The sequence below is a fragment of the Janthinobacterium sp. NKUCC08_JDC genome, assembly GCF_019345575.1.
Lineage (GTDB): Bacteria > Pseudomonadota > Gammaproteobacteria > Burkholderiales > Burkholderiaceae_D > Janthinobacterium > Janthinobacterium aestuarii.
Genome location: NZ_JAHKQW010000004.1, coordinates 1 through 20,214 on the forward strand (window position 1 = coordinate 1; position 20,214 = coordinate 20,214).

Consider the following 20,214-nt stretch of genomic DNA (forward strand, 5'->3'; position numbering starts at 1 on the left):
CAGAACCGTTGCGATTGCAGCGGTCAGCGTGGTTTTACCGTGGTCGACGTGGCCGATGGTGCCGACGTTGACGTGCGGCTTGGTCCGTTCGAATTTACCTTTTGCCATTTTGAACTCCTAATGATTTGATTAGATTGCTCAGGCACACGCCCGACGGTCTGGTTTGAATTGCTTCTGTGCTGCCTGCTGCGAATTCTGGTGCCCTTGACGTGGATCGAACACGTGGCCTCTCCCTTACCAAGGGAGTGCTCTACCACTGAGCTACAAGGGCTGTAATTTGTTGCATGCGATGCATCAAGCATCTGAACGGAAACTGGAGCGGGTGAAGGGAATCGAACCCTCGTCGTAAGCTTGGAAGGCTTCTGCTCTACCATTGAGCTACACCCGCGAGGTATCGTTCACTTTTCTTCACTTGCTTTTTGCTACTACCCAGTTTTCCTTGCAAAAACTTGGTGGAGGGGGCTGGATTCGAACCAGCGTACTCATAGAGAACAGATTTACAGTCTGTCGCCTTTAACCACTCGGCCACCCCTCCGCGGGAACCGCAGAGTATGAAGCATCTACTCACAACTGTCAACCTTATTTACTGATGCCTGACTGCTGCATTTGCGTATAAAGAAGAAGTTGGCTGCTTCGGGGCGTGATTATAAGCTCCCGATTTGAGAATGTGCAAGGGTTGGCGCGAAAAAGTCGACTTTTTTCGCATTTTTTTTATCCATCCTACCTGTAAGCCGCATTTTCCCGTCATTCGCCCCGCATTTTCCTGTTTATCTGGCGTCAGGCGGATGCATCCAGGAGTTGCCCAGGGGCTTATATTTACGCAACAACTGCTGATGCAGGCCCGACAGCACGGGCAATTTGGGGTTGCGCGGGTCCAAACGGCGCACGCCGGCGATAAATGTCAGCGCCTGCTGGCCCATGCGCTCATCCCAGCCCTCGTGCTCCAGGCATTTCAGCACAGCCACGGCCGCATTGAAGACTACTTGCGGATTATCGGGCAGGCGCGTGACGGCCTCGCCCATCAGGTCGACGGCGCCGCGGAAATCGCCCTCTCCCGCGCGGGCGGCGCCGGCCGCCACCATGTCGGCCACTTCCTGGCGGCTTTGCCGCGCCAGCGCCTTGGCCAGCTCTTCGCGTCCCGCCTGTTCGAACACGGCCATGGCGCGCGTCATGGCGGCGCTGTCGGGCGCGTTGCGCATGACTTCGCGCATCACCTCGGCCGCGCCATCCTCGCGCCCATGCGCCAGGCAGTGGCGCGCCAGTTCGGTTTTCAGCATGTTCGAGCCGCCCACGCTGTGGCGGTTGGCGGCCAGCGCCGCGTCCAGCGATTGCTGCAGGCGCTCTTCGTTGCCCGTATGCGCATGCAGCATGGCGCTGCACAGGGCGCTGCACAGTTCCGCATTCTTTTGCCCGCCCATCGACTTGTCGAGGTCGCGGATCACGGCGCCCGCCTGCAGCGGGTCGCCCTTGCGCACCAGGGTCTGCACCAGGCGCACATGGTCTTCCGGATCGCGGAATTCCGAATACTTGGCCTTGCTGACCACCAACTTGAGGGATTTTTCCGCCATCTCGATATCGTCGGCCGCCAGGGCCGCCTCGCCCAGGCGGCGCAAGCGGCGCACGGCGTGCGGCGACAGGGCCACCGCTTCGCTCAGGGCTGCCTGCGCCAGTTCCGGCTTGCCTTGCGCCAGGTGCGTGCGCGCCAGCCAGTCATAGGCGTCGAGAAAACGCTTGTTGTTTTCCAGCAGCCCTTCCAGGGTGCCCTGCGCCGCTTCGTATTCGCCCAGCAGGAACTGCGTCTTGGCCTGCCCCAGGCGCGCCCAGCCGATGGACTTGCTCTCGTACAAGGCTGCGTAGATCGGTTCGGCGTCGGCCGCCTCGCCCAGCAGCAAATGCAATTCCGCGCGCAGGCGCAGGAAATCCGTGGCGTAGCGCGGATACAGGCTGGCGCCCTCGGCGCAGGCGGCGATCGCCGCGCGCTCGTTGCCCACGTCGATCAGTTCATACACGGGCACGAAGGCATTGCGTTTGTCCAGCGCGCGGCCGATGCGCTCGAGCATGTTGTCAGCGGTGAATGGCTTGAGGATGTAATCGGTGGGCAACAGCTCGACGGCGCTGACCACCTTGGCGAAGCTGCCTTCGCCCGTGACCATGAAGAACATGGTCGATGCGTGCATCAACTTGTGGTGGCGCAAGTCTTCCAGCATCTGCTGGCCATCCTGCCCGCCGTCGAGGTCGTATTCGCACAGGATCAGATCATACGATTTGCTGCCCAGCATGCGGATCGCCTGACCCGAGCTGGCCGCGTCGTCGATCTTCGCCAGGCCGCACAGGTTGAGCATATTGTGCAGGCTGGCGCGCATGCCCGGATGCGGTTCGATGATCAGTGCGCTGAGGCCCTTGAGTTCTTTCATGTCGTGATGTCCGAAAACTCCGCGGCGCGCCACACTGGTGCGTGGCGCCGGCCAGCATGAGGCTGCCGAGTATATGACGGCGTTGCGCGCAAGGGAATGGCGGCGGGCCGAAAAGCGCCAACGAAGTTGCTGCTCAAGCCGTGGCGTGCTCCGGATGCCACAGTTGCGGCTCGTTGTCGATCAGGTCCAGCAGTGCCGCCACTACTTCCGGATCGAACTGGCTGCCGCTGCGCTGTTCGATGTATTCGCGCACCTGCGGATACGGCCACGGCTCCTTGTAGGGCCGCTCATGCAGCAAGGCATCGAAGACGTCGACCACGGCAACGATGCGCGCGGCCACGGGGATGTCGCGCCCTTTCAGGCCATTCGGGTAGCCGGCGCCATCGAAGTGTTCGTGGTGGCCGCCGGCGATCTGCGCGCCATAGGTCAGGTAGCTGACGCCGTCGACCATGTTGGCGGCCCGCTCGAGGATGGTGCGCCCGACGCTGGCATGCAGCTGCATCTGCGTGCGCTCCTCGTCCGTATGCTTGCCTGGTTTCAATAGCACGGCGTCCGGCGTGGCCACCTTGCCCACGTCGTGCAGGATGCTGGCCAGGCCAATCATGTCGAGCAGTTGCGGGCTGAGCTCGTCGGCATACGCGCCGCGCTGCTGCATGCGCTGGGCGATGGCGTCGGACAAGAGCTGCACGCGCCGCACGTGGCCGCCCGTGTCGCTGTCGCGAAATTCGGCCAGGTCGGCCAGCGCCACGACGGTCGCTTCCTGCGCCTTGCGCAACTGGCCGAACATGTACAGGTTGTCGAAGGCGGCGGCGATGCGCTGGCAAAACACTTCCAGCAGATCGCGCTGGATCTGCGCCAGCGGCCACGGCGGTGTGACGGAGATGGCCAGTTCGCGGTTGCCTTCCGTGTGAATGAACAGCACATTGGCGGGATGCTCGAACTGGCTGCGCTTTTCCGCGAACGCCTTGTCGATGGTGGACGTGAGCGCGTGATCCGCCGGCATCGCTTCGGATTCGGCCAGCACGGCATATGTGCCCGTGGCGGCCACCACCTCGGGCCGTCCGGCGCCGCCCTGCATCAGGCACAGCACGCCATCGGCGCCCACGTCGAGGATGGCGCTGACCTGGTTGAGCACGCCGGACGCGAATTCGCGCAGCGAATGGATCTGGTACAGATTGGTGGCGCCGGCGAGGATCTTGCCCAGGCCGATGCGGCTGCGCTCGAGCATCATCAGGCTCTCGTAGGCGCGCAGGGCCGAAATGACGGTGGTAAACAGCTTCTGTGTCGTCAGTTCCGTCTTCGCCTTGTAATCGTTGATGTCGTATTCGATGATGACGCGCTGCTCGGGCGCCTGGCCCGGCTGGCCCGTGCGCAGCACGACGCGCACGATGGAGTTGTTCAGGTCGGCGCGGATGCGCTTGGCGAGGATCAGGCCTGCGTCATCCGTTTCCATCACCACGTCGAGCAGCACCAGCGCGATATCGGGCGTGTCGCGCAGGATCTCGTATCCTTCGCGGCCGCTGTAGGCGGAAAACAGTTCCAGTTCGCGGCCCTTGAAACTGACATTGCGCAGCGCCAGCCGCGTGACCGCATGCACATCGACGTCGTCATCGACGATCAGCACACGCCACAGGCGCTGGTCGGGCGCGGCCAGCCCGGAGGGACTGGCCACCGGCTCATCTTCGTCGAGCAGCCAGTTATCATCTGCATCGGCTTTGAGGTCGGTCATGAATACTCCTAAGGGATAAGTTCGATGTGGACGCTGCGTTGACGCATATCAAGCATAATCAGATTAGATGCTGCTTACAACAGGATTCTGCGTACCGCCCTCTCCCGCGGCAGGCGCTGGCGCCGGTATCGACGCGCCGCTGCGCGGGGCGCCGCCGCAGTTGTCCTGGCCTGGCCCGACGGCCTGGTAGCGCACTTCGTACTTGCCCGCGCTGAGCTGCTCCACCGTCAGCTTGTCATTGCCCAGGATGTACAGGTAGCGCACATTCGAGCGCCGCTCCTGGTCATACAGCTTGACGAAGACGGGCGCCGTGTTGCTGCTGTTATCGATGGTCAAACTCAGTTCGTCGCCTTTGTTGCCGATCGGGAAGCCATCGACATAGCCGGACCGCACCGGCCAAGGCTCGCCATTCGGCGCCACCAGCGTTGCCGACTCGGCCTGGCTGGCACCATCGCAGACGGGCCGGCTGGCTTTCAGGCTCAGCTGCGCCACGGCCAGCACGCGGATCTCGGGCGCCTTCGCTTGCGCGGGCTCGGCCGCATACGGCTTGCCTACCGCCCAGCTATCGATGGCCACGGCTTCGTTTTTTGCCGGCGGCGTGGCAACGCTATCCGCCGTTGCCGTGTCCGGGTGCGCCTTGGCGCCATCGCGGGCCAGGCCGCTCCAGGCCGAGGCCAGCGCGGCAGGCACGGGTTGCGAGGTATCGAGCATCAGCAAGGCGCCCAGCCAGCCCAGCAGCAGGCAGACAAGTAAACTCAGCCACCAGCGCCAGTTGCGCCAGATGGGCTGCAGGCCGCGCTGCGCCTTGCCCTTTGGCGGCGGCACATCCTGCGCCCAGGCGTGCTCATGCGATTGCGCATGGCCTTTCGCGCGGCCATCGCGGGTCTTGCCTTCTTCCTGGTGGGTGCTTTCCAGCCATTCGATTTCCCACTCCTCGGCGGCGATCCACTCGTCGTGTTCCTTGCGGCGTTGTGGATCGGACAAGGTTCCATAGGCGCTGTTGAGGATCGCCATGATGCGGGCGGCCTTCTCGTCGCCGGGATTCTTGTCTGGATGGTATTTCTGGCTGAGGGCTTTGTACGCGGCACGTATGACTTCCTGCGGCGCCAGGCGCGCCACTTTCAGGTTGTCATAGTGTGTATGTATCTTTCCCATCGTTCTATCTTGAAATCGGTGCGCGGCGACGGGTTCTTGCAGGATGGAACCGTGCTGTGTCGGTCATCATATACGATATGACAAGATAATAACCACCGGCGGACAGGAAATTGCAGGGCGGTACGGCCCTGCCTTGATATTGCCGGCGCTTACAGGCGGTGACTGCGGTCACTGGACAACAGCGCTTCCGGCAACTCCACGCGATGCCCCACCACCAGCACCTTGAACAATTCCCCCATCTCGGCCGGCGACACCAGCTTTTGCACGGCGCTGGCCTGCGGCAAGTACGTCTTGACCTGCTCGGGGTCGGTGCGCAGCAGCAAGTCGCCGATACCGGAGCCCAGCAGGAAGGATGCCTGGTTCATGTAGGCGAGCACGTCAAGGCCCGCATCCTGCGCCGCCACCGCCATGGCCGTAAAATCCACGTGGGCCGTGATGTCCTGCAAGCCGGGCAGATAAAACGGTTCCGCATGGGCGTGATGGCGGTAATGGCACATCAGGGTGCCCGTGGCGCGCAAGTCCAGGTAATACTCGTGTGCAGGAAAACCGTAATCGAACAGCACGGCCGCGCCGCCCTGGCCATTCGTCAGCATCTGCGCCAGCGAGCGCATGAAACCGCAGGCGACGCCATGAATCTCGCTGACATAGCCGACCGGCAAGTCATCGGCGCCGGGCACCTGGGCGGCGATCTGCGCGGCCACGTCGGCGCCGGCCGGGCGCTCGACAAACACGAACTGGCCATCGGCAATGCTGACGTCGAGTTCGCACCAGCCGGCCGGTGTCTTGCTGATCAGGTTGACGGGCATGGCGTCGAGCACTTCATTGCCGAACACGGCGCCGTCGAAACTTTCGGGAAAGCCGTCGAGCCACACCACTTGCGGGAAGGCGGCCAGCGCCAACTCCTGGCGCGCGCGCAATTCGCCGGACAATTCGACGATCGCATACTGTTCGATCGCGATGCCGGCCTGCGCCGCTTCCGTCAGGATATCGAAGGCCAGCTTGCCCGTGCCGGCGCCGAATTCGAGGATGCGCGGGGCCGTTTGCGCCATAATAGCGGCTGCCACATGGGCCAGGGTGGCGCCGAACAGGGGCGAAATCTCCGGCGCAGTTGTAAAATCGCCATCTTTACCCAGCTTGGCGGCGCCGCCGCTGTAATAGCCGAGGTCAGGCGCATACAGCGCCAGCTCCATGAAGCGGACAAAGGGAATGGCGCCGTCATTGCGCGCGATTTCGGCGGCAATCTGGTGCTGCAAGGCATGGGACGCGGCCAGCGCGTCGCTATCGGGTGCGGGAAGAGACATTCCCGCATTGTAGCGAATCGGCGGCGCATGCCGCCAGTGTGGCGTCCACCGAATATCTCAACCATAGCAAAGACATGACAGAAGCAACGACAACGCCCTTCGACAGCACTCCCCGCGTCGCCCTCGTCACGGGCGCGGCGCGCCGCATCGGCCGCGCCATCGCGCTGGGCCTGGCGCGCGACGGCTGGGATATCGCCGTCCATTACCGCGACTCGCGCGAGGAAGCGCAGAGCCTGGTGGCGGAAATCACGGCGCTGGGCCGCCGCGCGCAAGCGTTCCCCTGCGACCTGGCGCAGGAAGAGGCCGTGCGCCAGCTGTTGCCGCAGGCACAGGCGGCGCTGGGGCCAGTGACTTGCGTGGTCAACAACGCATCGTTGTTTGAATACGACAATGCGGGCGATTTTTCCTTCACCGCGCTCGACGCCCACATGCACGCCAACCTGGCCGCTCCCATCCTGCTGGCGCAAGCGCTGTACCAGGCCACCCCGGCAGGCGGGCAAGCCGTGGTCATCAACTTGCTGGATCAAAAACTGTACAATCTCAATCCTGATTTTTTGTCGTACACCCTGTCCAAGGCGGCGCTGCTGTCGGCGACCACCATGCTGGCCCAGGCGCTGGCGCCGAAAGTGCGCGTGGTGGGCATCGCCCCCGGCATCACCATGGTCTCCGGCGAGCAGACGGAAGCGAACTTTGCCAAGGCGCATGAAAACACGCCGCTGGGCCGCTCCAGCACGCCCGAGGATGTGGCCGACTGCGTCTGTTACGTGGCCGGCGCGCGCGCGCTGACGGGCACGACCCTGCTGGTCGATGGCGGCCAGCATCTGATCGGTTTGCCGCGCGACGTCATGTTTTTGACCAAATAATCAGCAGCCCTGCCAAACAACCAGCATTCCAGCATCCCCGAAAAGGTAAAACTATGTCGTCCGCCCTGTACCACCCTCGCCTGGCCGATTGCCGCCGGCTGTTCCTGCGCAATTACGAAGTCCTCATCAACATCGGCGTCTACGACTTCGAGAAAAAGGGCGAGCAGCGCGTCCTCATCAACGTCGACCTGTACATTCCCCTGGCCCTGTCGACGCCCAAGGATGACCAACTGGAAGAGGTGGTCGATTACGACTTCATGCGCGAAACCATCGCCAAGCGCATGGCGCAAGGCCACGTGCAGCTGCAGGAAAGCCTCGTCGACGACGTGCTCGCCGCCATGCTGGCGCACCCGCGCGTGCGCGCCGCGCGCGTGTCGAGCATGAAACCGGACGTGTATCCCGACTGCGAAGGCGTGGGCGTGGAAGTATTCAAAATCAAGGATGAAGTATGAGCAACATGAACGACACCGCAGTCATGGAAACCGCCGTGGAAATTCCGGCCAACGTGGAAGCGCAGAAACTGGCGCGCAAGAAGGCGGAAAAGATCGCCCTGGAAAACAACAAGCTGCACAAGCGCCTGTGCCGCCTGGTGGGGCAAGCCATCGGCGACTTCAACATGATCGAAGACGGCGACAAGGTGATGGTCTGCCTGTCGGGCGGCAAGGATAGCTATGCGCTGCTGGACATTTTGATGACCTTGCGCGAACGCGCGCCGATCCACTTCGATATCGTCGCCGTCAACCTGGATCAAAAGCAGCCGAACTTCCCGCCGGAAATCCTGCCCGCCTACCTGACGGAACTGGGCGTGGCTTTCCATATCGAAAACCAGGATACCTACAGCATCGTCAAGCGTTTGATCCCGGAAGGCAAGACGACGTGTTCGCTGTGCTCGCGCCTGCGCCGCGGCATCCTGTACCGTGTGGCCGACGAGCTGGGCGCCAACAAGATCGCCCTGGGCCACCACCGCGACGACATCCTGGAAACGTTCTTCCTGAATATGTTCTTCGGCGGCAAACTGAAAGGCATGCCGGCCAAGCTGCAATCGGACGACGGCAAGCACATCGTCATCCGCCCGATGGCGTATGTGAAGGAAGAAGACACGCAGCGCTATGCGGAAGTCAAGGGCTTCCCCATCATCCCGTGCGACCTGTGCGGTTCGCAGGAAAACCTGCAGCGCAAGCAGATCAAGGGCTTGATGCGCGACTGGGACAAGAAGTTCCCCGGCCGCGTGGAAAGCATCTTCTCGGCCCTGTCGAACGTGGCGCCATCGCATCTGATGGACCCGAAACTGTTCGGCTTCAAGGACTTGAAGGCGGACGGCGTGGCCAACCCGATGGGCGACATCGCGTTTGACGAGGAGCCATGCTCGACGCCGACGACGTTCGGCACGATCCCGCTGCAGCAAGGCTGACCCTGACGCACGGCGCCATCATGACGATGGCGCCGTTTCTGTATTAACCTGCCTTAAAACTCTTCCCAGTCGTCGCCGGCCAGCGCTTTCGCGGGAGCCGGCGGCTTCGCCTTGACGGCAATGCTGCGCGCGGCAACACGCGGCGCCGGCGCAGGACGCGCGGCTGCCGGTTGTGGCGCCGGGCGGCGCAGCAAGCCTGGCTGCTCGCGCAGCTTGAATACGCTGACCACTTGCGCCAGGCCATGCGCCTGCTCCTGCAGCGAACCGGCCGCTGCCGCCGCCTCTTCCACCAGCGCCGCATTTTGCTGCGTCACCTGGTCCATCTGGGTAATCGCCTGGTTGACTTGCCCGATGCCGTGCGTCTGCTCCTGGCTCGCGCTGGAAATCTCGCCGATGATGTCGGTCACGCGCTTGACGCTGGACACCACTTCATCCATCGTCGCGCCGGCCTGGTCGACCAGTTTGGCGCCTACGCCCACCTTGCTGACGGAATCGTCGATCAATCCCTTGATTTCCTTGGCCGCCGCTGCCGAACGCTGCGCCAGGTTGCGTACCTCGCCGGCCACGACGGCGAAACCGCGGCCCTGCTCGCCGGCCCGCGCCGCTTCCACGGCCGCGTTGAGCGCCAGGATATTCGTCTGGAAGGCGATGCCGTCGATCACGCTGATAATGTCGACGATCTTGCGCGACGATTCGTTGATCGAACCCATGGTCTCCACCACTTCGGCCACCACCGCGCCGCCGCGGCTGGCGATACCGGCCGCCGCGATGGCCAGCTGGTTGGCCTGGCGCGCATTGTCCGCGTTCTGCCTGACGGTGCTGGTCAGTTCTTCCATCGAGGAGGCGGTTTCTTCCAGCGAACCGGCCTGCTGTTCCGTGCGCGACGACAGGTCCAGGTTGCCGGCGGCGATTTCCGACGAGGCCGTGGCGATGCTGTCCGTGCCGCTGCGCACCTGGCTGACGATGCCGACCAGGTTGTTGTTCATATTGCCCAGGGCCGTCAGCAGCGCCCCCGTTTCATCCTTCGCCGTCGTGGCGACGGTCTGCGTCAGGTCACCGGCGGCCACCGTTTCGGCCAGCGCCAGCGCCTGGCGCAGCGGACGTGTGATGCCCGTCGTCAGCAGCCACGAGCACAACACGCCGAACGCCACGGCAAACAGGGTCAGCAGGCTGATGACGGTGGTGTCATGCACGGCGGAAGCGTCGATCTGCTTGGCCGTCGCATCGATGCTTTCGCGCTGCATGGTCACCAGTTCCTGCAGCAAATCCTGGTAGACCTTGGCGGCCGGGGTGAACGCGGTGTCGAGAATGTGCGCCGCGCCTTCCACGTCGCCATCGGCCTTGGCCTTGACGGCGCCATCGCGCGAGGCGCTGTACACCTTGCGCTGCTCGAGGATCTTGGCGAACAGGGCTTTTTCCTTGTCGCCCGCGACCAGCGGCTCGATCTGCTTGAGCAATTCGGCCGCCTTCTTCACGGACGCGGCCGAGTCTTCCTTGAAATACGGTCCCAGCGCCGGGTCGCTGCTCTTGACGATGGCGGCCGTGCGGCGGATCGAGGCAAAGTTCAAACCATACCAGTCGGTAATCAGGCGTTCCTTGGTCAGCGGTTCGGCCATCATGGCGCGCGTGGACGTCGCCACTTCATTGAGGCGCCACACGCCTACGGTAGCAATCAGAACGGTCATTGCCAGGATCAGGACAAAGCCGATGCTCAGGCGCTTGCCGATCTTGATATTTGCGATAAAGCCCATGGTGTCTTTTCTCTCAATAAGTGCATCGAAGATATATTTAATTCCATATGGAATTTTTTATATTGCAGATTATACATTGTTGAAATATATGTAGCTGATTTATTGATTTTGAGAAATGTTTCTGTTAAGTTAAAAGTCTCCTCAGCAATCACAGGCGCGCAGTGCGTGTCCGCCCGTCTGTCTCTCAAAGAAACCTATGAAATTTTCCGCATTCCCCCTGAAACAAATCACTTTCGCCGCCGCCCTCACCTGCGCCGGCAGCGTCCACAGCGCGGCCTTGCCACCCGCCATCGCGGCCCAGCTCGCGGCCAATTACCCGGCCGTCGAAAGCCTGTACCTGGACTTGCACCGCCATCCGGAACTGGCGTTCCAGGAAGTCGAGACGGCAAAGAAGCTGGCCGAGAAGGTCAAGGCGCTCGGTTTTGACGTGACCACAGGCGTCGGCGGCACGGGTGTCGTCGCCATCCTGCGCAACGGTCCCGGTCCCGTCGTCATGCTGCGCACGGAGATCGACGCCCTGCCCGTGCTGGAAAAAACCGGCCTGCCGTTTGCCAGCAGCGCAGTGGCCAAGAACGCGGCCGGCGAAACCGTGCCGGTGATGCATGCCTGCGGCCACGACGTGCACATGTCGGCCTGGTATGGCAGCGCCAAGCTGATGGCGGACAACCGTCAGCACTGGAGCGGCACCCTAATGCTGGTGGGCCAGCCGGCCGAAGAGCCGCTGCTGGGCGCGGCCGCCATGCTCAAGGACGGCTTGTTTACGCGCTTCCCGAAACCGGACTACGCGCTGTCCTTCCACGATGAAGCGACGCTGCCATCGGGCACGGTGGGCTACCACGCCGGCTACTTCCGCGCCGCCGCCGACACCATCGGCATTACCGTGTACGGCCAGGGCGGCCACGGCGCCGCGCCGCACGACACGCGCGACCCCGTCGTCATGGCCGCGCGCATCGTGCTGGCATTGCAAACCCTGGTCTCGCGCGAAAACAATCCGATGGACCCCGTCGTCATCACGGTGGGCAGCATCCATGGCGGCACGCAGGCCAACATCGTGCCCGACCAGGTCACCATGCAGCTGACGGTGCGCACCTTCAAGGACGCCGTGCGCAAGCGCGTGCTGGCCAGCATCGCGCGTGAAGTCAAGGGTGAAGCGTTTGCCGCCGGCGCGCCGAAAGAGCCGCTGGTGGAAGTTCGTCCCGGCACGGACGCCGTCTACAACGATCCGGACCTGACCCTGCGCATGGTGTCTACCCTGCAAAAATCGCTCGGCGCGGCCAACGTGACGGAAATGCCGGCCAAGATGACGTCGGAAGACTTCGCCAACTACGGCCAGGCCGGCGTGAAAGCCGTGCTGCTGCATATCGGCGCCGTGGAGCCAGCCAAGCTGGCGGCGGCCAAGGCCAGCGGCAAACCGCTGGCCGGCCCGCACTCGCCGCAATGGGCGCCCGAGTACCAGCCGACCATCAAGGCGGCGATCACGGCGGAAACGTCGATCCTGCTCGATTTGCTGGGCAAGAAGCAGTAAGCATGGCGTACGCGGGGAAGCCAGCCTTCCCCGCTGCCCCCAACGTCCGAAATGCTTTCCTTCATCCCCCTGCTGCAGTAAGCTCGGTGTCTGCCGCCACGCCCGTGCCGGCATCCTTTGCAACCAGACCATGAACGGATACTGTATGCCGACACCCGCGCTCAAACGCCCCGTACTGACCCTGCTGGCCCTCGGCTTTGCCCTCTCCGCCGCCTTTGCCGCTCCTGCCCCCACCGACCGCCAGGCCGACCGCTGGGATTTGACGGCGCTGTATCAAAACGATGCCGCGTTCGACGCCGACGCGAAAAAACTGTCGGCCCAGCTGCAGCAGCTGGGCGCCTGCAAGGGGCAGTTGAGCACCTCGCCGGCCCGCCTGAAAAGCTGCCTGGACTTGTACGCCGAGGCGCGCAAGCGCGTCAACACGCTCACCACCTATGCGGCGCAGTATTACGACCAGGATACGGGCGACAGCAAGGGCAACCAGCTGAATCAGCGCGCTGCCCTGCTGGGTAACGATTTCAGCCAGGCGACGACCTTTCTGCAGCCGGAAATCCTCGCCCTGGGCGCCAAACGCATCGATGCCATGCTGGCGAAGGACAAGGGCTTGCAACTATATCGTTTCCAATTGAGTAACATGCTGCGCAGCGCGCCGCATACGCTGGACGCGGCCGGCGAACAGCTGGTGGCGCAGTTCGGCCTGGCAACTGGCTCGGCCGCCAGCGTCTACCGCACCTTGGCCAATGCTGAAATCCCGTGGCCCACCGTGAAACTGTCGGACGGCAAGGAAGTGCGCCTCGACCAGGCGGCCTACACGAAATACCGGGGCGACGACCAGCGCGCCGACCGCAAGCTGGTATTCGACGCCTTCTTCGGCAAGTGGAAGGAATATGAACGCACGTTCGGCGAGACCCTGTATGGCCAGCTGAAGACGGACGCCGCATATGCGAAAGTGCGCCGCTATCCCGATTCGCAAAGCGCCGCGCTCGACGCCGACAATTTGCCGCCGGCCGTCTACCAGACCCTGATCGCGCAAACCAACGCCAACCTGCCCACCTTGCACCGCTACTTCAAGCTGCGCGCGCGCATGCTGGGTGTCAAGGACCTGGCCTACTACGACATCTATGCACCGCTGCTGAAAAGCGACCGCACGTTCCCGCTGACCGAAGGCAAGCAGATGATGCTCGACTCGGCCGCGCCGCTGGGCCCCGACTACGTCAAGGCATTGAGCGCCGCGGTGGAGGCGCGCTGGATGGATGTATATCCGCGCCCGCGCAAGGTGGCGGGCGCCTACATGAATGGCGACGCGTACGACGTGCATCCGTTCGTGCTGCTCAACTACACGGACAACTACGAAGCCGTCAGCACCCTGACGCACGAATGGGGCCACGCCATGCACTCGGTGCTGGCCAACAAGGCGCAGCCATCGATCTATGCGCCGTACAGCATCTTTGTCGCGGAAATCGCCTCGACGACGAACGAGGCACTGCTGCTCGACGCACGCCTGAAGCAGGCCAAGGATGACGACGAGCGCCTGCTGTACCTGGGCGCGGCGCTGGAAAACCTGCGCGGCACCTTCTTCCGCCAGGCCATGTTCGCCGAATTCGAGGCGGCCATCCACGGCAAGGTGGACCAGGGAGTGTCGCTGACGGGCGAAGAGATCACGGCCATCTACGCCGGCATCCTCAAGCGCTACCACGGCGAAGCGCAGGGCGTCATGACCATCGATCCCGCCTACGCGCTGGAATGGGCCTACGTGCCGCATTTCTATCACGGCTACTATGTGTTCCAGTACGCCACCTCGATCGCGGCGGCGCAGGATTTCGCGCAGCGCATCCTCGACAAGGAACCGGGCGCACTGGCCGCCTACCTGAAGATGCTCAGTGCGGGCGGCTCGGCCTACCCGTATGAGCTGGTGAAGGCGGCCGGCGTCGACCTGGCCTCGCCGAAACCGTACCAGGCGCTGGTGGCGCGCATGAACGGCATCATGGATCAGATCGAGGCGATTGAAGCGAAGCGGGGGAAGTAACCCGAAAAGCAAAGGCTGGGGTCAGACCCCCACGCGCGTTGGCGCAAGCCTCTGCGTTAGCGGTGTTGAGGGTCTGACCCCGGAATTTCAGCTTCCGCCGCCGCAAACGCCGCCGCATCGCTCTCGAACATGTCTTCCAGCTCCTCGCGCGCCTGGCGCGTGAGGGACATGACTTTTTGCTGGTCTTGGAAGTGCGGCGCCACTTCCAGCAAGGTCTTCAGGTTATGCCGGCCAAAGATGCCGGCCGCGCGCTGCGCCCGCTCCTCGCTGAAGCCCACCTGGCGCAAGGTCTGCTCGCCCAGCAGCAGGGCCGCGGCAAACGTCTCCCGCTCGATCAGGGTCACGCCCCGCTTCATCAATTCATAGTAATGCGTGACGTTGCGCGCACGCGCCAGTATCGTCAGTTCGGGCAGGCGCAGGCGCACGGCGTCGACCAGGGCCAGACTGTCGTCCACATTGTCGATGGCGATCACCAGCGCCCTGGCCTTCTCGATGCCGGCCGCCACCAATAAATCCACACGCGTTGCGTCGCCATAAAACACCTTGAAGCCGAATTTGCGCAGCAGCTCGATCTGGTCCGGGTCGTGATCGAGCACCGTCACGCCGATCTTGTTCGCCGCCAGCAGACGGCCGATGATCTGGCCGAAGCGGCCGAAGCCGGCGATGACGATGGGGTTGTCCTGCGCCTCGATATGGTCGTCGGGACGGCGCTTCTTGTCGCCCTGCAGGCGCGGCGCGACGAATTTGTCGTGCGCCAGCAGCAGCAAGGGCGTGGCCACCATCGACAGGGTCACCACCACGACCAGCAGCGCGGCCGTCTCCGGCGCAAACACGTGCGCGGCCTCGGCGGCGGCAAACACGACGAAGGCGAATTCGCCGCCCTGCGACAGCAGCAGCGCAAAGAACAGCTGCTGGCCGCGGGGAATATCGACAAACTTCGACAGCAGGTACAGCAAGGCGATCTTCACCACCAGCAGCCCCGCCACCAGGGCCAGGATCAGCAAGGGCTGGGCGCGCAGCACGCCGAAATCGACGGACATGCCCACGGCGATGAAGAACAGGCCCAGCAGCAGTCCCTTGAACGGTTCCAGGTCGCTGATCAGCTCATGCCGGTATTCGGAATCGGCCAGCAGCACGCCCGCCATGAAGGTGCCCAGTGCCATCGACAGGCCCACCGATTCCATCAGCACGCAGATGGCGATCACCAGCAGCAGGGCGAAGGCCGTGAAGATTTCACGCAAGTCCGTCCGGGCGATGAAACGCAGGATGGGGTTCACGAGGAAGCGTCCGCCGATCACCAGCGCCGCCAGCACGGCGGCCAGCTTGGCCACGCGCAGCCAGCCCGGTTCGCCGCTATGCGTGACGAGGCCGCCCAACAGCGGCACCAGCGCGATCATGGGAATGGCGGCGATATCCTGGAACAGTAGAATCGAAAAGCCGGCGGAACCGGCCGGCGTGCTCATCAATTTTCGTTCACCCAGGGTGGCCAGCACGATGGCCGTCGATGACAGCGATAGCCCCAGCGCGCCGACCAGCGCCGTGCGCCAGTCCACGCCAAACGCCATGGCCACGGCGCACAGCCCCGCGCTGACGACGCCCACCTGCGCCCCGCCCCAGCCGAAAATCGGCCGGCGCAGCAGCCACAATCGCCTCGGCTCGAGCTCCAGGCCGATCAGGAACAGCAGCAGCACCACGCCGAATTCGGAAAAGCTGAGGATCACCTCGACATTCTTGATCAGGCCCAGGCCCCACGGTCCGATGACGACGCCGGCCACCAGGTAACCCAGCACGGCGCCCATGCCCAGGCGCTTGGCCAGCGGCACCATGATGATGGCCGCGACCAGGTAAAACAGTATGTTGATGAGAAAGCTGTGGTGTTCCATGCGGATTCCGGGCAGATGTGTGGATGAGACAACATCATGCCTGAAGTGGCGCGCCAGCGTGAAGTGGCTGCCGCGCCACGCCGGCTATTTGCGCGCAGCCACCCGTGCCCGCAGGGCGTCGAACATTTTCGGGATGCTGTCACGGCTCATGCTGTCGACGATCCAGCCCAGGCCCATCGGTACCGGGCCCGGGTCCGTGTACACCTGGTACTTGACGGCGGCGCCACCCGCGTCAAACGGATCAGGCGACAACTGCCAGTAGCCGCTGGTGTCGGCGATGGTGTCTTCCACCTTCAGGCCCTCCATCGGTACCAGCTTCCAGGCCAGGCTGCAGCTGGCGTCGAGCACATTGGGCGTCATTTTCAGGCGGTACTGCTTGATTTTCCCCATCGGCAGCTTGAGCGTGGCGTCGACCAGCGAAGCGCCGCCGCCGGCGGCCGACACCTTGATCTTGTCCACGTTGGGCATGAACTGCGGATAGGCGGCGAAATCCTGGATGGCCGCGCAGACGGTGGCCACGCTGGCCGGCATGCTGGTCGCGGCGGCAAAAGTCTTGCCGGGCATGCCAGCCTTGCTGACGTCGCGCACCTCGAGCGCCGGCGCGGCCGCCACGGTGGCCAGCGGATAACAGGCGTAGCAGGCGGCCAGGGCGAACAGCAAGGTCTTCATGGTTTTTCCTGCTCGATCTGCGCGCGCAGTGCCGCCACGTCGACGCGTTTGAGGTAGCTTTCGATATTTTTCCACACGGCGTGGTAGCCGTAACCGCCGTTTTTCAGCTCGTCGATCGCCTTCTCGCGCGGCCAGCCCTGGTACAGCATGCGGTACATGGCGGCCATCATGCCCGTGCGGTCGGCGCCGTGCAGGCAATGCAGCAGCACGGGTCCCTGCTGCTCTGCGGCACGGATACTGCGCATGGTCTCGACCACGTGCTTGTCGCGGATGGCCCAGGTATTGATGGGAATGCGCACGGCGCGGATGCCGCTGCCTTCGAGCACCTGCGTATCGGAGTGGAAGGAGCGCAGGCTGATCACCGTCTTCACGCCCAGCGCCTGCAGCTGGGCCACGTCGCTGCTATCGAGCTTGGCGCTGCGGTACAGGACGGGCGTGACCTGGTGCAGGTTCGACACCTGCGGCAGCGGCGTGGCCCACTCGGCATTGCGCTCGGGCGGCAGGGGCGCCTGCGCGCCGGCGGAACCGGCCGCCAGGGCCAGGGACAACAGCAGGAGATACGGCAAGGTCATGACTTCCTCTTGTATGAAAACCACAGCAGTACGCTGGCCAGCAGCAGCGATACCCAGTAGTCGGTCGGTGCCCACCACAGCCAGTGCTTGTGCCAGGCGATGTGGGCCGGATTGAAGTGCGCCACGCCATAGGCGGGATTGAGCACGAACCACAGATAATCCTCGATGATCCAGAACAGCATGATGCAGCCGATGGCGCGGCATTCGAGCCGCAGCGACCATTGCGCCAGGAAGATCATGGGGAAATGGAAGAACAAGGCGATGAAGGGAAAGACCCAGGCATGGTAGCCGGTCATCGGCCGCCCGCCCCAGAAGATATCGAGCAGCCAATGGCTTTCGATACGCCAGGTGGGCAAGTTCGCGGCCCAGCCGGCCGCCCCTTCGATCTGGATTTCCACCTGCGCGAAAAATAATCCCAGCAAGGCCACCCAGGCCAGGGTCAGGCCGATCTGCCAGGGTTTTGCCACGGCGCCCGTCAAGCCAGCACCTGCGCCAGTACCTCCAGGGCGGCGCGCGGACGGCCCAGGGCCAGCGCTTTCGCGCGCATGGCTTGCAGCTGCTCGGGATGGTCGAGCAACAGGCGCACGCGGTATTCCAGGGTGACGGCGTCGAATGCCTTCAGGGCCACGCCCTGCTCCAGCAGATAGTCGGCATTGCGCTCTTCCTGGCCGGGAATCGGCGAGTTGACGATCATGGGCAAGCCCAGCGCCAGGCATTCGGACGTGGTCAGGCCGCCCGGCTTGGTGATCACCAGGTCGGCGCACGCCATCAGGCGCTCGACTTCACTGGTAAAGCCTTGCGCCAGCAGACGGCCCGGATACTGGCCGGCCAGCGCCTGCAGCGCCGCCAGCGCGGCGGCGTTTTTCCCTGCCAGCACGATCAGCTGGAAGTCGCCTGGCAAGGCCAGCAGGCGCGCGGCAACCGTTTCCAGGCTGCCCAGCCCCGCCCCGCCGCCCATCAGCAAGATCGTCGTGCGCCGCGGGTCGAGGCCAAACGCCTGCGCGCACTGCACGCGCTCGGGCAGCTGCGCGAACGCGGGCATGATGGGAATGCCCGTCACGTGGATGCGCTCGGCGGGAATGCCTTCGTGGCACATGCGGAACGCCACTTCGTCGGTGGCGGCGAAATAACCTTCCATCTGCTCGTGCACCCACATGCGGTGCAAGTCGAAATCCGTGACCTGCACCCACACGGGGCAAGCCAGCTGGTGCTGGCGCAGGGCGCGCGACAGCAGTTCGGCCGGCAGGAAATGCGTGCAGATGATGGCGTCGGGCTGGAAGGCGGCGATCTGCGTCATCAGCGCGCGCGTGTTGAGGCGCTCGACGGCGCGGCGCAAGCGCTGCATCGAGCTGTCGCGCGGCGCGTCGTGGGTGGCGTGATACAGATAGCCCCACAGTGCGGGCGCCTTGTTGACCAGCTTGATATAGAAATCCGTGTACAGCTTGCGGAAGGCGAGCGTGACGAAATCCATCACGTCCAGATGCAGGGCCAGCGCCGCGGGGCCGCCACCGCCATCGCGCGCCGCATACGCCTCGATGGCTTGCGCCGCGCGCATGTGGCCGGCGCCGGCCGAGACGCTCAGGAGAAGAATTTTTTTTGTCATGGAAAACCGATGCGTGAAACGGGTTGGCGCGGACGCGGAAAATTTATTGGCAGGATAACATTGCTGCAAGCGGTGCGGCTTGATCTGGCCATGCGCGCGTGCAGGCCGGCGCTAGCCAATCACGGGGATGGGCAAGGCCGACACTTTCCAGCTGCCTTTGAGCTTGCGCTCGATCAAGGCCGGCAAGGCGCTGGCGCCGGGCGCGCCTTTCTTCGTGTACACCACCGGCACCAGCAGATAAATGGTGACCTTGTCATCGTCGGCAATGTCGTCTTCCTCCGGCTCGGGATTCCAGCGCTTGTCGATGGCCAGCAGCGCATCGACGCCGTCCGGCCACGCCAGGTCCGCCAGGTACGGATCGTCGCGCCGCAGCAGCTCGCCCGCCGCCAGGCTGGCCTGGTCGAGCGTGCGCCGTCCCAGGCGTGCCAGCAGCGCCACGGGAAAGCGCCACGGGCTGTGCTCGGCGAAGCCGTTGACGGTCAGCGGCCAGCGGGCCGGCAGGCAGATGGCCAGTTCGGTCATCGGCGATTGCTGGAACAGGCCAACCGTAAACAACAGCTTGAAATCACGCTTGCCGCCAATGCAGCTGATGCCCAGCGAAAAGCGCGCGTCGCCGCTGTCCGGGCTGAACACGGCCGGCAGCACCCAGCCGGCGCTGTTGTGCATGAAGGTGCGGATAGCGTCCTGCGGCGACGCGGCCGCCTGCTGCGGCACGTCGAGTATGCTGACGCCGCCGGCAGCGGCCAGCAATTGGGCGATCGCGGGAAAGCCCCAGCCGGTGGCGATATCGACCGGCGCCTGGTTCCAGCGTGTATGCAAACGGTTCGGATTGGCGCCCCGCTGCAGCAGCAATGCGGCCACGTCCTCGTGGCCGCCAACGCAGGCGCTGTCCAGCGGCGACAGTATATTGTCCGGCAAGCCATCGACGGCAGCGCCCTGCTCGAGCAGCCAGCGGCAGGTATCGAGGTGGCCATGGCTTGCCGCCGCGTCCAGCGGCGTCAGGTTGCGGTAACCGGGCAAGGGCAGATCGACGTCCATGCCCAGCGACACGAGCAGCGCGCAGACCTCGCGGCTGCCGCCGGCCGCGGCCAGGTGCAGCAGCGATTCGCCGTCTTCCATGTTGTAGCGGCGCAAGGTCAACAGCAGCGGCGTGGCCTCGAGCAGGCTGCGCACCTGTTCCAGCTGATTCTCGCCGACGGCGTCACAGAGGCGAAAAAACGCCTCGCGGTGCTGGTTAAAGAGTGTCTTGTTGACCATGCATGTTCTCTGCTCGTGGTGGCGGCGCCATCATCGAGCGGAGAATAGCATTTTC

At 63.9% G+C, this 20,214-nt stretch carries 17 protein-coding genes and 3 tRNA genes; 5 read left to right on the forward strand and 15 right to left on the reverse strand.

The window, feature by feature from the left end; genetic code table 11:
- From KO538_RS12285 to KO538_RS12320, 8 genes are all read right to left on the reverse strand, one after another.
- Positions 1–108: GTP-binding protein (locus KO538_RS12285; RefSeq protein ID WP_038204084.1), on the reverse strand; the 108-nt coding region annotated here is incomplete at its 3' end.
- An 88-nt stretch (positions 109–196) separates the two neighbouring features.
- Positions 197–271, reverse strand: a tRNA-Thr gene (locus KO538_RS12290).
- A 43-nt stretch (positions 272–314) separates the two neighbouring features.
- Positions 315–388 (reverse strand) — tRNA-Gly (locus KO538_RS12295).
- 62 nt (positions 389–450) lie between these two features.
- A tRNA-Tyr gene (locus KO538_RS12300) sits at positions 451–535 on the reverse strand.
- A gap of 232 nt (positions 536–767) precedes the next feature.
- Entirely contained in the window at positions 768–2,414 is a 1,647-nt protein-coding gene (locus tag KO538_RS12305; protein ID WP_034753121.1) for a tetratricopeptide repeat-containing response regulator, read from the reverse strand.
- A gap of 133 nt (positions 2,415–2,547) precedes the next feature.
- Positions 2,548–4,143 carry a DUF3369 domain-containing protein gene (locus KO538_RS12310; RefSeq protein WP_219328472.1) on the reverse strand — a complete coding sequence of 532 codons (1,596 nt, stop codon included), beginning with the start codon at positions 4,141–4,143 and terminating at the stop codon, positions 2,548–2,550.
- Between the two features lie 63 nt (positions 4,144–4,206).
- Positions 4,207–5,298 carry a J domain-containing protein gene (locus tag KO538_RS12315; protein WP_219328473.1) on the reverse strand — a complete coding sequence of 364 codons (1,092 nt, stop codon included), beginning with the start codon at positions 5,296–5,298 and terminating at the stop codon, positions 4,207–4,209.
- A gap of 149 nt (positions 5,299–5,447) precedes the next feature.
- The gene (locus KO538_RS12320; protein ID WP_070304553.1) at positions 5,448–6,599 is read right to left on the reverse strand and encodes a class I SAM-dependent methyltransferase; all 1,152 of its coding nucleotides are present in this window, start codon (positions 6,597–6,599) and stop codon (positions 5,448–5,450) included.
- Positions 6,600–6,673: 74 nt separating this feature from the next.
- Here KO538_RS12320 and KO538_RS12325 point away from each other — a divergent pair, with 74 nt between their 5' ends.
- Genes KO538_RS12325 through ttcA form a run of 3 tightly spaced genes read left to right on the forward strand, consistent with a single transcriptional unit; the run spans position 6,674 to position 8,873 of the window.
- A complete protein-coding gene (locus KO538_RS12325; RefSeq protein ID WP_219328474.1) occupies positions 6,674–7,462 on the forward strand; it encodes an SDR family oxidoreductase in 789 nt (262 codons plus the stop codon).
- Between the two features lie 53 nt (positions 7,463–7,515).
- Positions 7,516–7,914 (forward strand): dihydroneopterin aldolase, encoded by a 399-nt coding sequence (locus KO538_RS12330; protein WP_070304550.1) that lies wholly within the window; start codon positions 7,516–7,518, stop codon positions 7,912–7,914.
- 5 nt (positions 7,915–7,919) lie between these two features.
- Positions 7,920–8,873 carry a tRNA 2-thiocytidine(32) synthetase TtcA gene (gene ttcA / locus KO538_RS12335; protein WP_034753620.1) on the forward strand — a complete coding sequence of 318 codons (954 nt, stop codon included), beginning with the start codon at positions 7,920–7,922 and terminating at the stop codon, positions 8,871–8,873.
- Positions 8,874–8,926: 53 nt separating this feature from the next.
- Here the strand turns inward: ttcA and KO538_RS12340 are convergent, their stop codons facing one another.
- Complete coding sequence (locus tag KO538_RS12340) at positions 8,927–10,624, reverse strand: methyl-accepting chemotaxis protein (protein WP_034753109.1); 1,698 nt, start codon at positions 10,622–10,624, stop codon at positions 8,927–8,929.
- 196 nt (positions 10,625–10,820) lie between these two features.
- Between KO538_RS12340 and KO538_RS12345 the strand changes: the two genes are divergently transcribed.
- Positions 10,821–12,149, forward strand: coding sequence for an amidohydrolase (locus KO538_RS12345; RefSeq protein ID WP_219328475.1), 1,329 nt, complete (start codon positions 10,821–10,823; stop codon positions 12,147–12,149).
- 145 nt (positions 12,150–12,294) lie between these two features.
- Positions 12,295–14,175: an oligoendopeptidase F gene (gene pepF, locus KO538_RS12350; RefSeq protein ID WP_219328476.1), complete on the forward strand. Its 1,881-nt coding sequence runs from the start codon at positions 12,295–12,297 to the stop codon at positions 14,173–14,175.
- 56 nt (positions 14,176–14,231) lie between these two features.
- Here the strand turns inward: pepF and kefC are convergent, their stop codons facing one another.
- The 6 genes from kefC to KO538_RS12380 all read right to left on the reverse strand — a co-directional run bounded on the left by kefC (position 14,232) and on the right by KO538_RS12380 (position 20,159).
- A complete protein-coding gene (gene kefC, locus KO538_RS12355; protein ID WP_219328477.1) occupies positions 14,232–16,058 on the reverse strand; it encodes a glutathione-regulated potassium-efflux system protein KefC in 1,827 nt (608 codons plus the stop codon).
- Positions 16,059–16,142: 84 nt separating this feature from the next.
- On the reverse strand, positions 16,143–16,727 hold the full coding sequence (locus KO538_RS12360; protein ID WP_219328478.1) for an SRPBCC family protein: 585 nt from the start codon (positions 16,725–16,727) through the stop codon (positions 16,143–16,145).
- The gene (locus KO538_RS12365) at positions 16,724–17,299 is read right to left on the reverse strand and encodes a dual specificity protein phosphatase family protein (protein WP_072455775.1); all 576 of its coding nucleotides are present in this window, start codon (positions 17,297–17,299) and stop codon (positions 16,724–16,726) included. Before KO538_RS12365 ends, KO538_RS12360 begins: the two co-directional genes overlap by 4 nt.
- Entirely contained in the window at positions 17,296–17,766 is a 471-nt protein-coding gene (locus KO538_RS12370) for a hypothetical protein (RefSeq protein ID WP_139248446.1), read from the reverse strand. The genes KO538_RS12365 and KO538_RS12370 overlap by 4 nt, the downstream gene beginning before the upstream one ends.
- Positions 17,767–17,774: 8 nt before the next feature.
- Complete coding sequence (locus tag KO538_RS12375) at positions 17,775–18,902, reverse strand: glycosyltransferase (protein WP_257620326.1); 1,128 nt, start codon at positions 18,900–18,902, stop codon at positions 17,775–17,777.
- 111 nt (positions 18,903–19,013) lie between these two features.
- Complete coding sequence (locus KO538_RS12380; protein ID WP_219328479.1) at positions 19,014–20,159, reverse strand: ankyrin repeat domain-containing protein; 1,146 nt, start codon at positions 20,157–20,159, stop codon at positions 19,014–19,016.
- Between the last annotated feature and the right edge of the window lie 55 nt (positions 20,160–20,214).

Excerpts from the sequence above, each read along its gene's own strand:
- KO538_RS12305 (WP_034753121.1), bottom strand. The coding sequence starts at position 2,414 with ATGAAAGAACTCAAGGGCCTCAGCGCACTGATCATCGAACCGCATCCG.
- KO538_RS12310 (WP_219328472.1), bottom strand. The coding sequence starts at position 4,143 with ATGACCGACCTCAAAGCCGATGCAGATGATAACTGGCTGCTCGACGAA.
- KO538_RS12315 (WP_219328473.1), bottom strand. The coding sequence starts at position 5,298 with ATGGGAAAGATACATACACACTATGACAACCTGAAAGTGGCGCGCCTG.
- KO538_RS12320 (WP_070304553.1), bottom strand. The coding sequence starts at position 6,599 with ATGTCTCTTCCCGCACCCGATAGCGACGCGCTGGCCGCGTCCCATGCC.
- KO538_RS12325 (WP_219328474.1), top strand. The coding sequence starts at position 6,674 with ATGACAGAAGCAACGACAACGCCCTTCGACAGCACTCCCCGCGTCGCC.
- KO538_RS12330 (WP_070304550.1), top strand. The coding sequence starts at position 7,516 with ATGTCGTCCGCCCTGTACCACCCTCGCCTGGCCGATTGCCGCCGGCTG.
- ttcA (WP_034753620.1), top strand. The coding sequence starts at position 7,920 with ATGAACGACACCGCAGTCATGGAAACCGCCGTGGAAATTCCGGCCAAC.
- KO538_RS12340 (WP_034753109.1), bottom strand. The coding sequence starts at position 10,624 with ATGGGCTTTATCGCAAATATCAAGATCGGCAAGCGCCTGAGCATCGGC.
- KO538_RS12345 (WP_219328475.1), top strand. The coding sequence starts at position 10,821 with ATGAAATTTTCCGCATTCCCCCTGAAACAAATCACTTTCGCCGCCGCC.
- pepF (WP_219328476.1), top strand. The coding sequence starts at position 12,295 with ATGCCGACACCCGCGCTCAAACGCCCCGTACTGACCCTGCTGGCCCTC.
- kefC (WP_219328477.1), bottom strand. The coding sequence starts at position 16,058 with ATGGAACACCACAGCTTTCTCATCAACATACTGTTTTACCTGGTCGCG.
- KO538_RS12360 (WP_219328478.1), bottom strand. The coding sequence starts at position 16,727 with ATGAAGACCTTGCTGTTCGCCCTGGCCGCCTGCTACGCCTGTTATCCG.
- KO538_RS12365 (WP_072455775.1), bottom strand. The coding sequence starts at position 17,299 with ATGACCTTGCCGTATCTCCTGCTGTTGTCCCTGGCCCTGGCGGCCGGT.
- KO538_RS12375 (WP_257620326.1), bottom strand. The coding sequence starts at position 18,902 with ATGACAAAAAAAATTCTTCTCCTGAGCGTCTCGGCCGGCGCCGGCCAC.
- KO538_RS12380 (WP_219328479.1), bottom strand. The coding sequence starts at position 20,159 with ATGGTCAACAAGACACTCTTTAACCAGCACCGCGAGGCGTTTTTTCGC.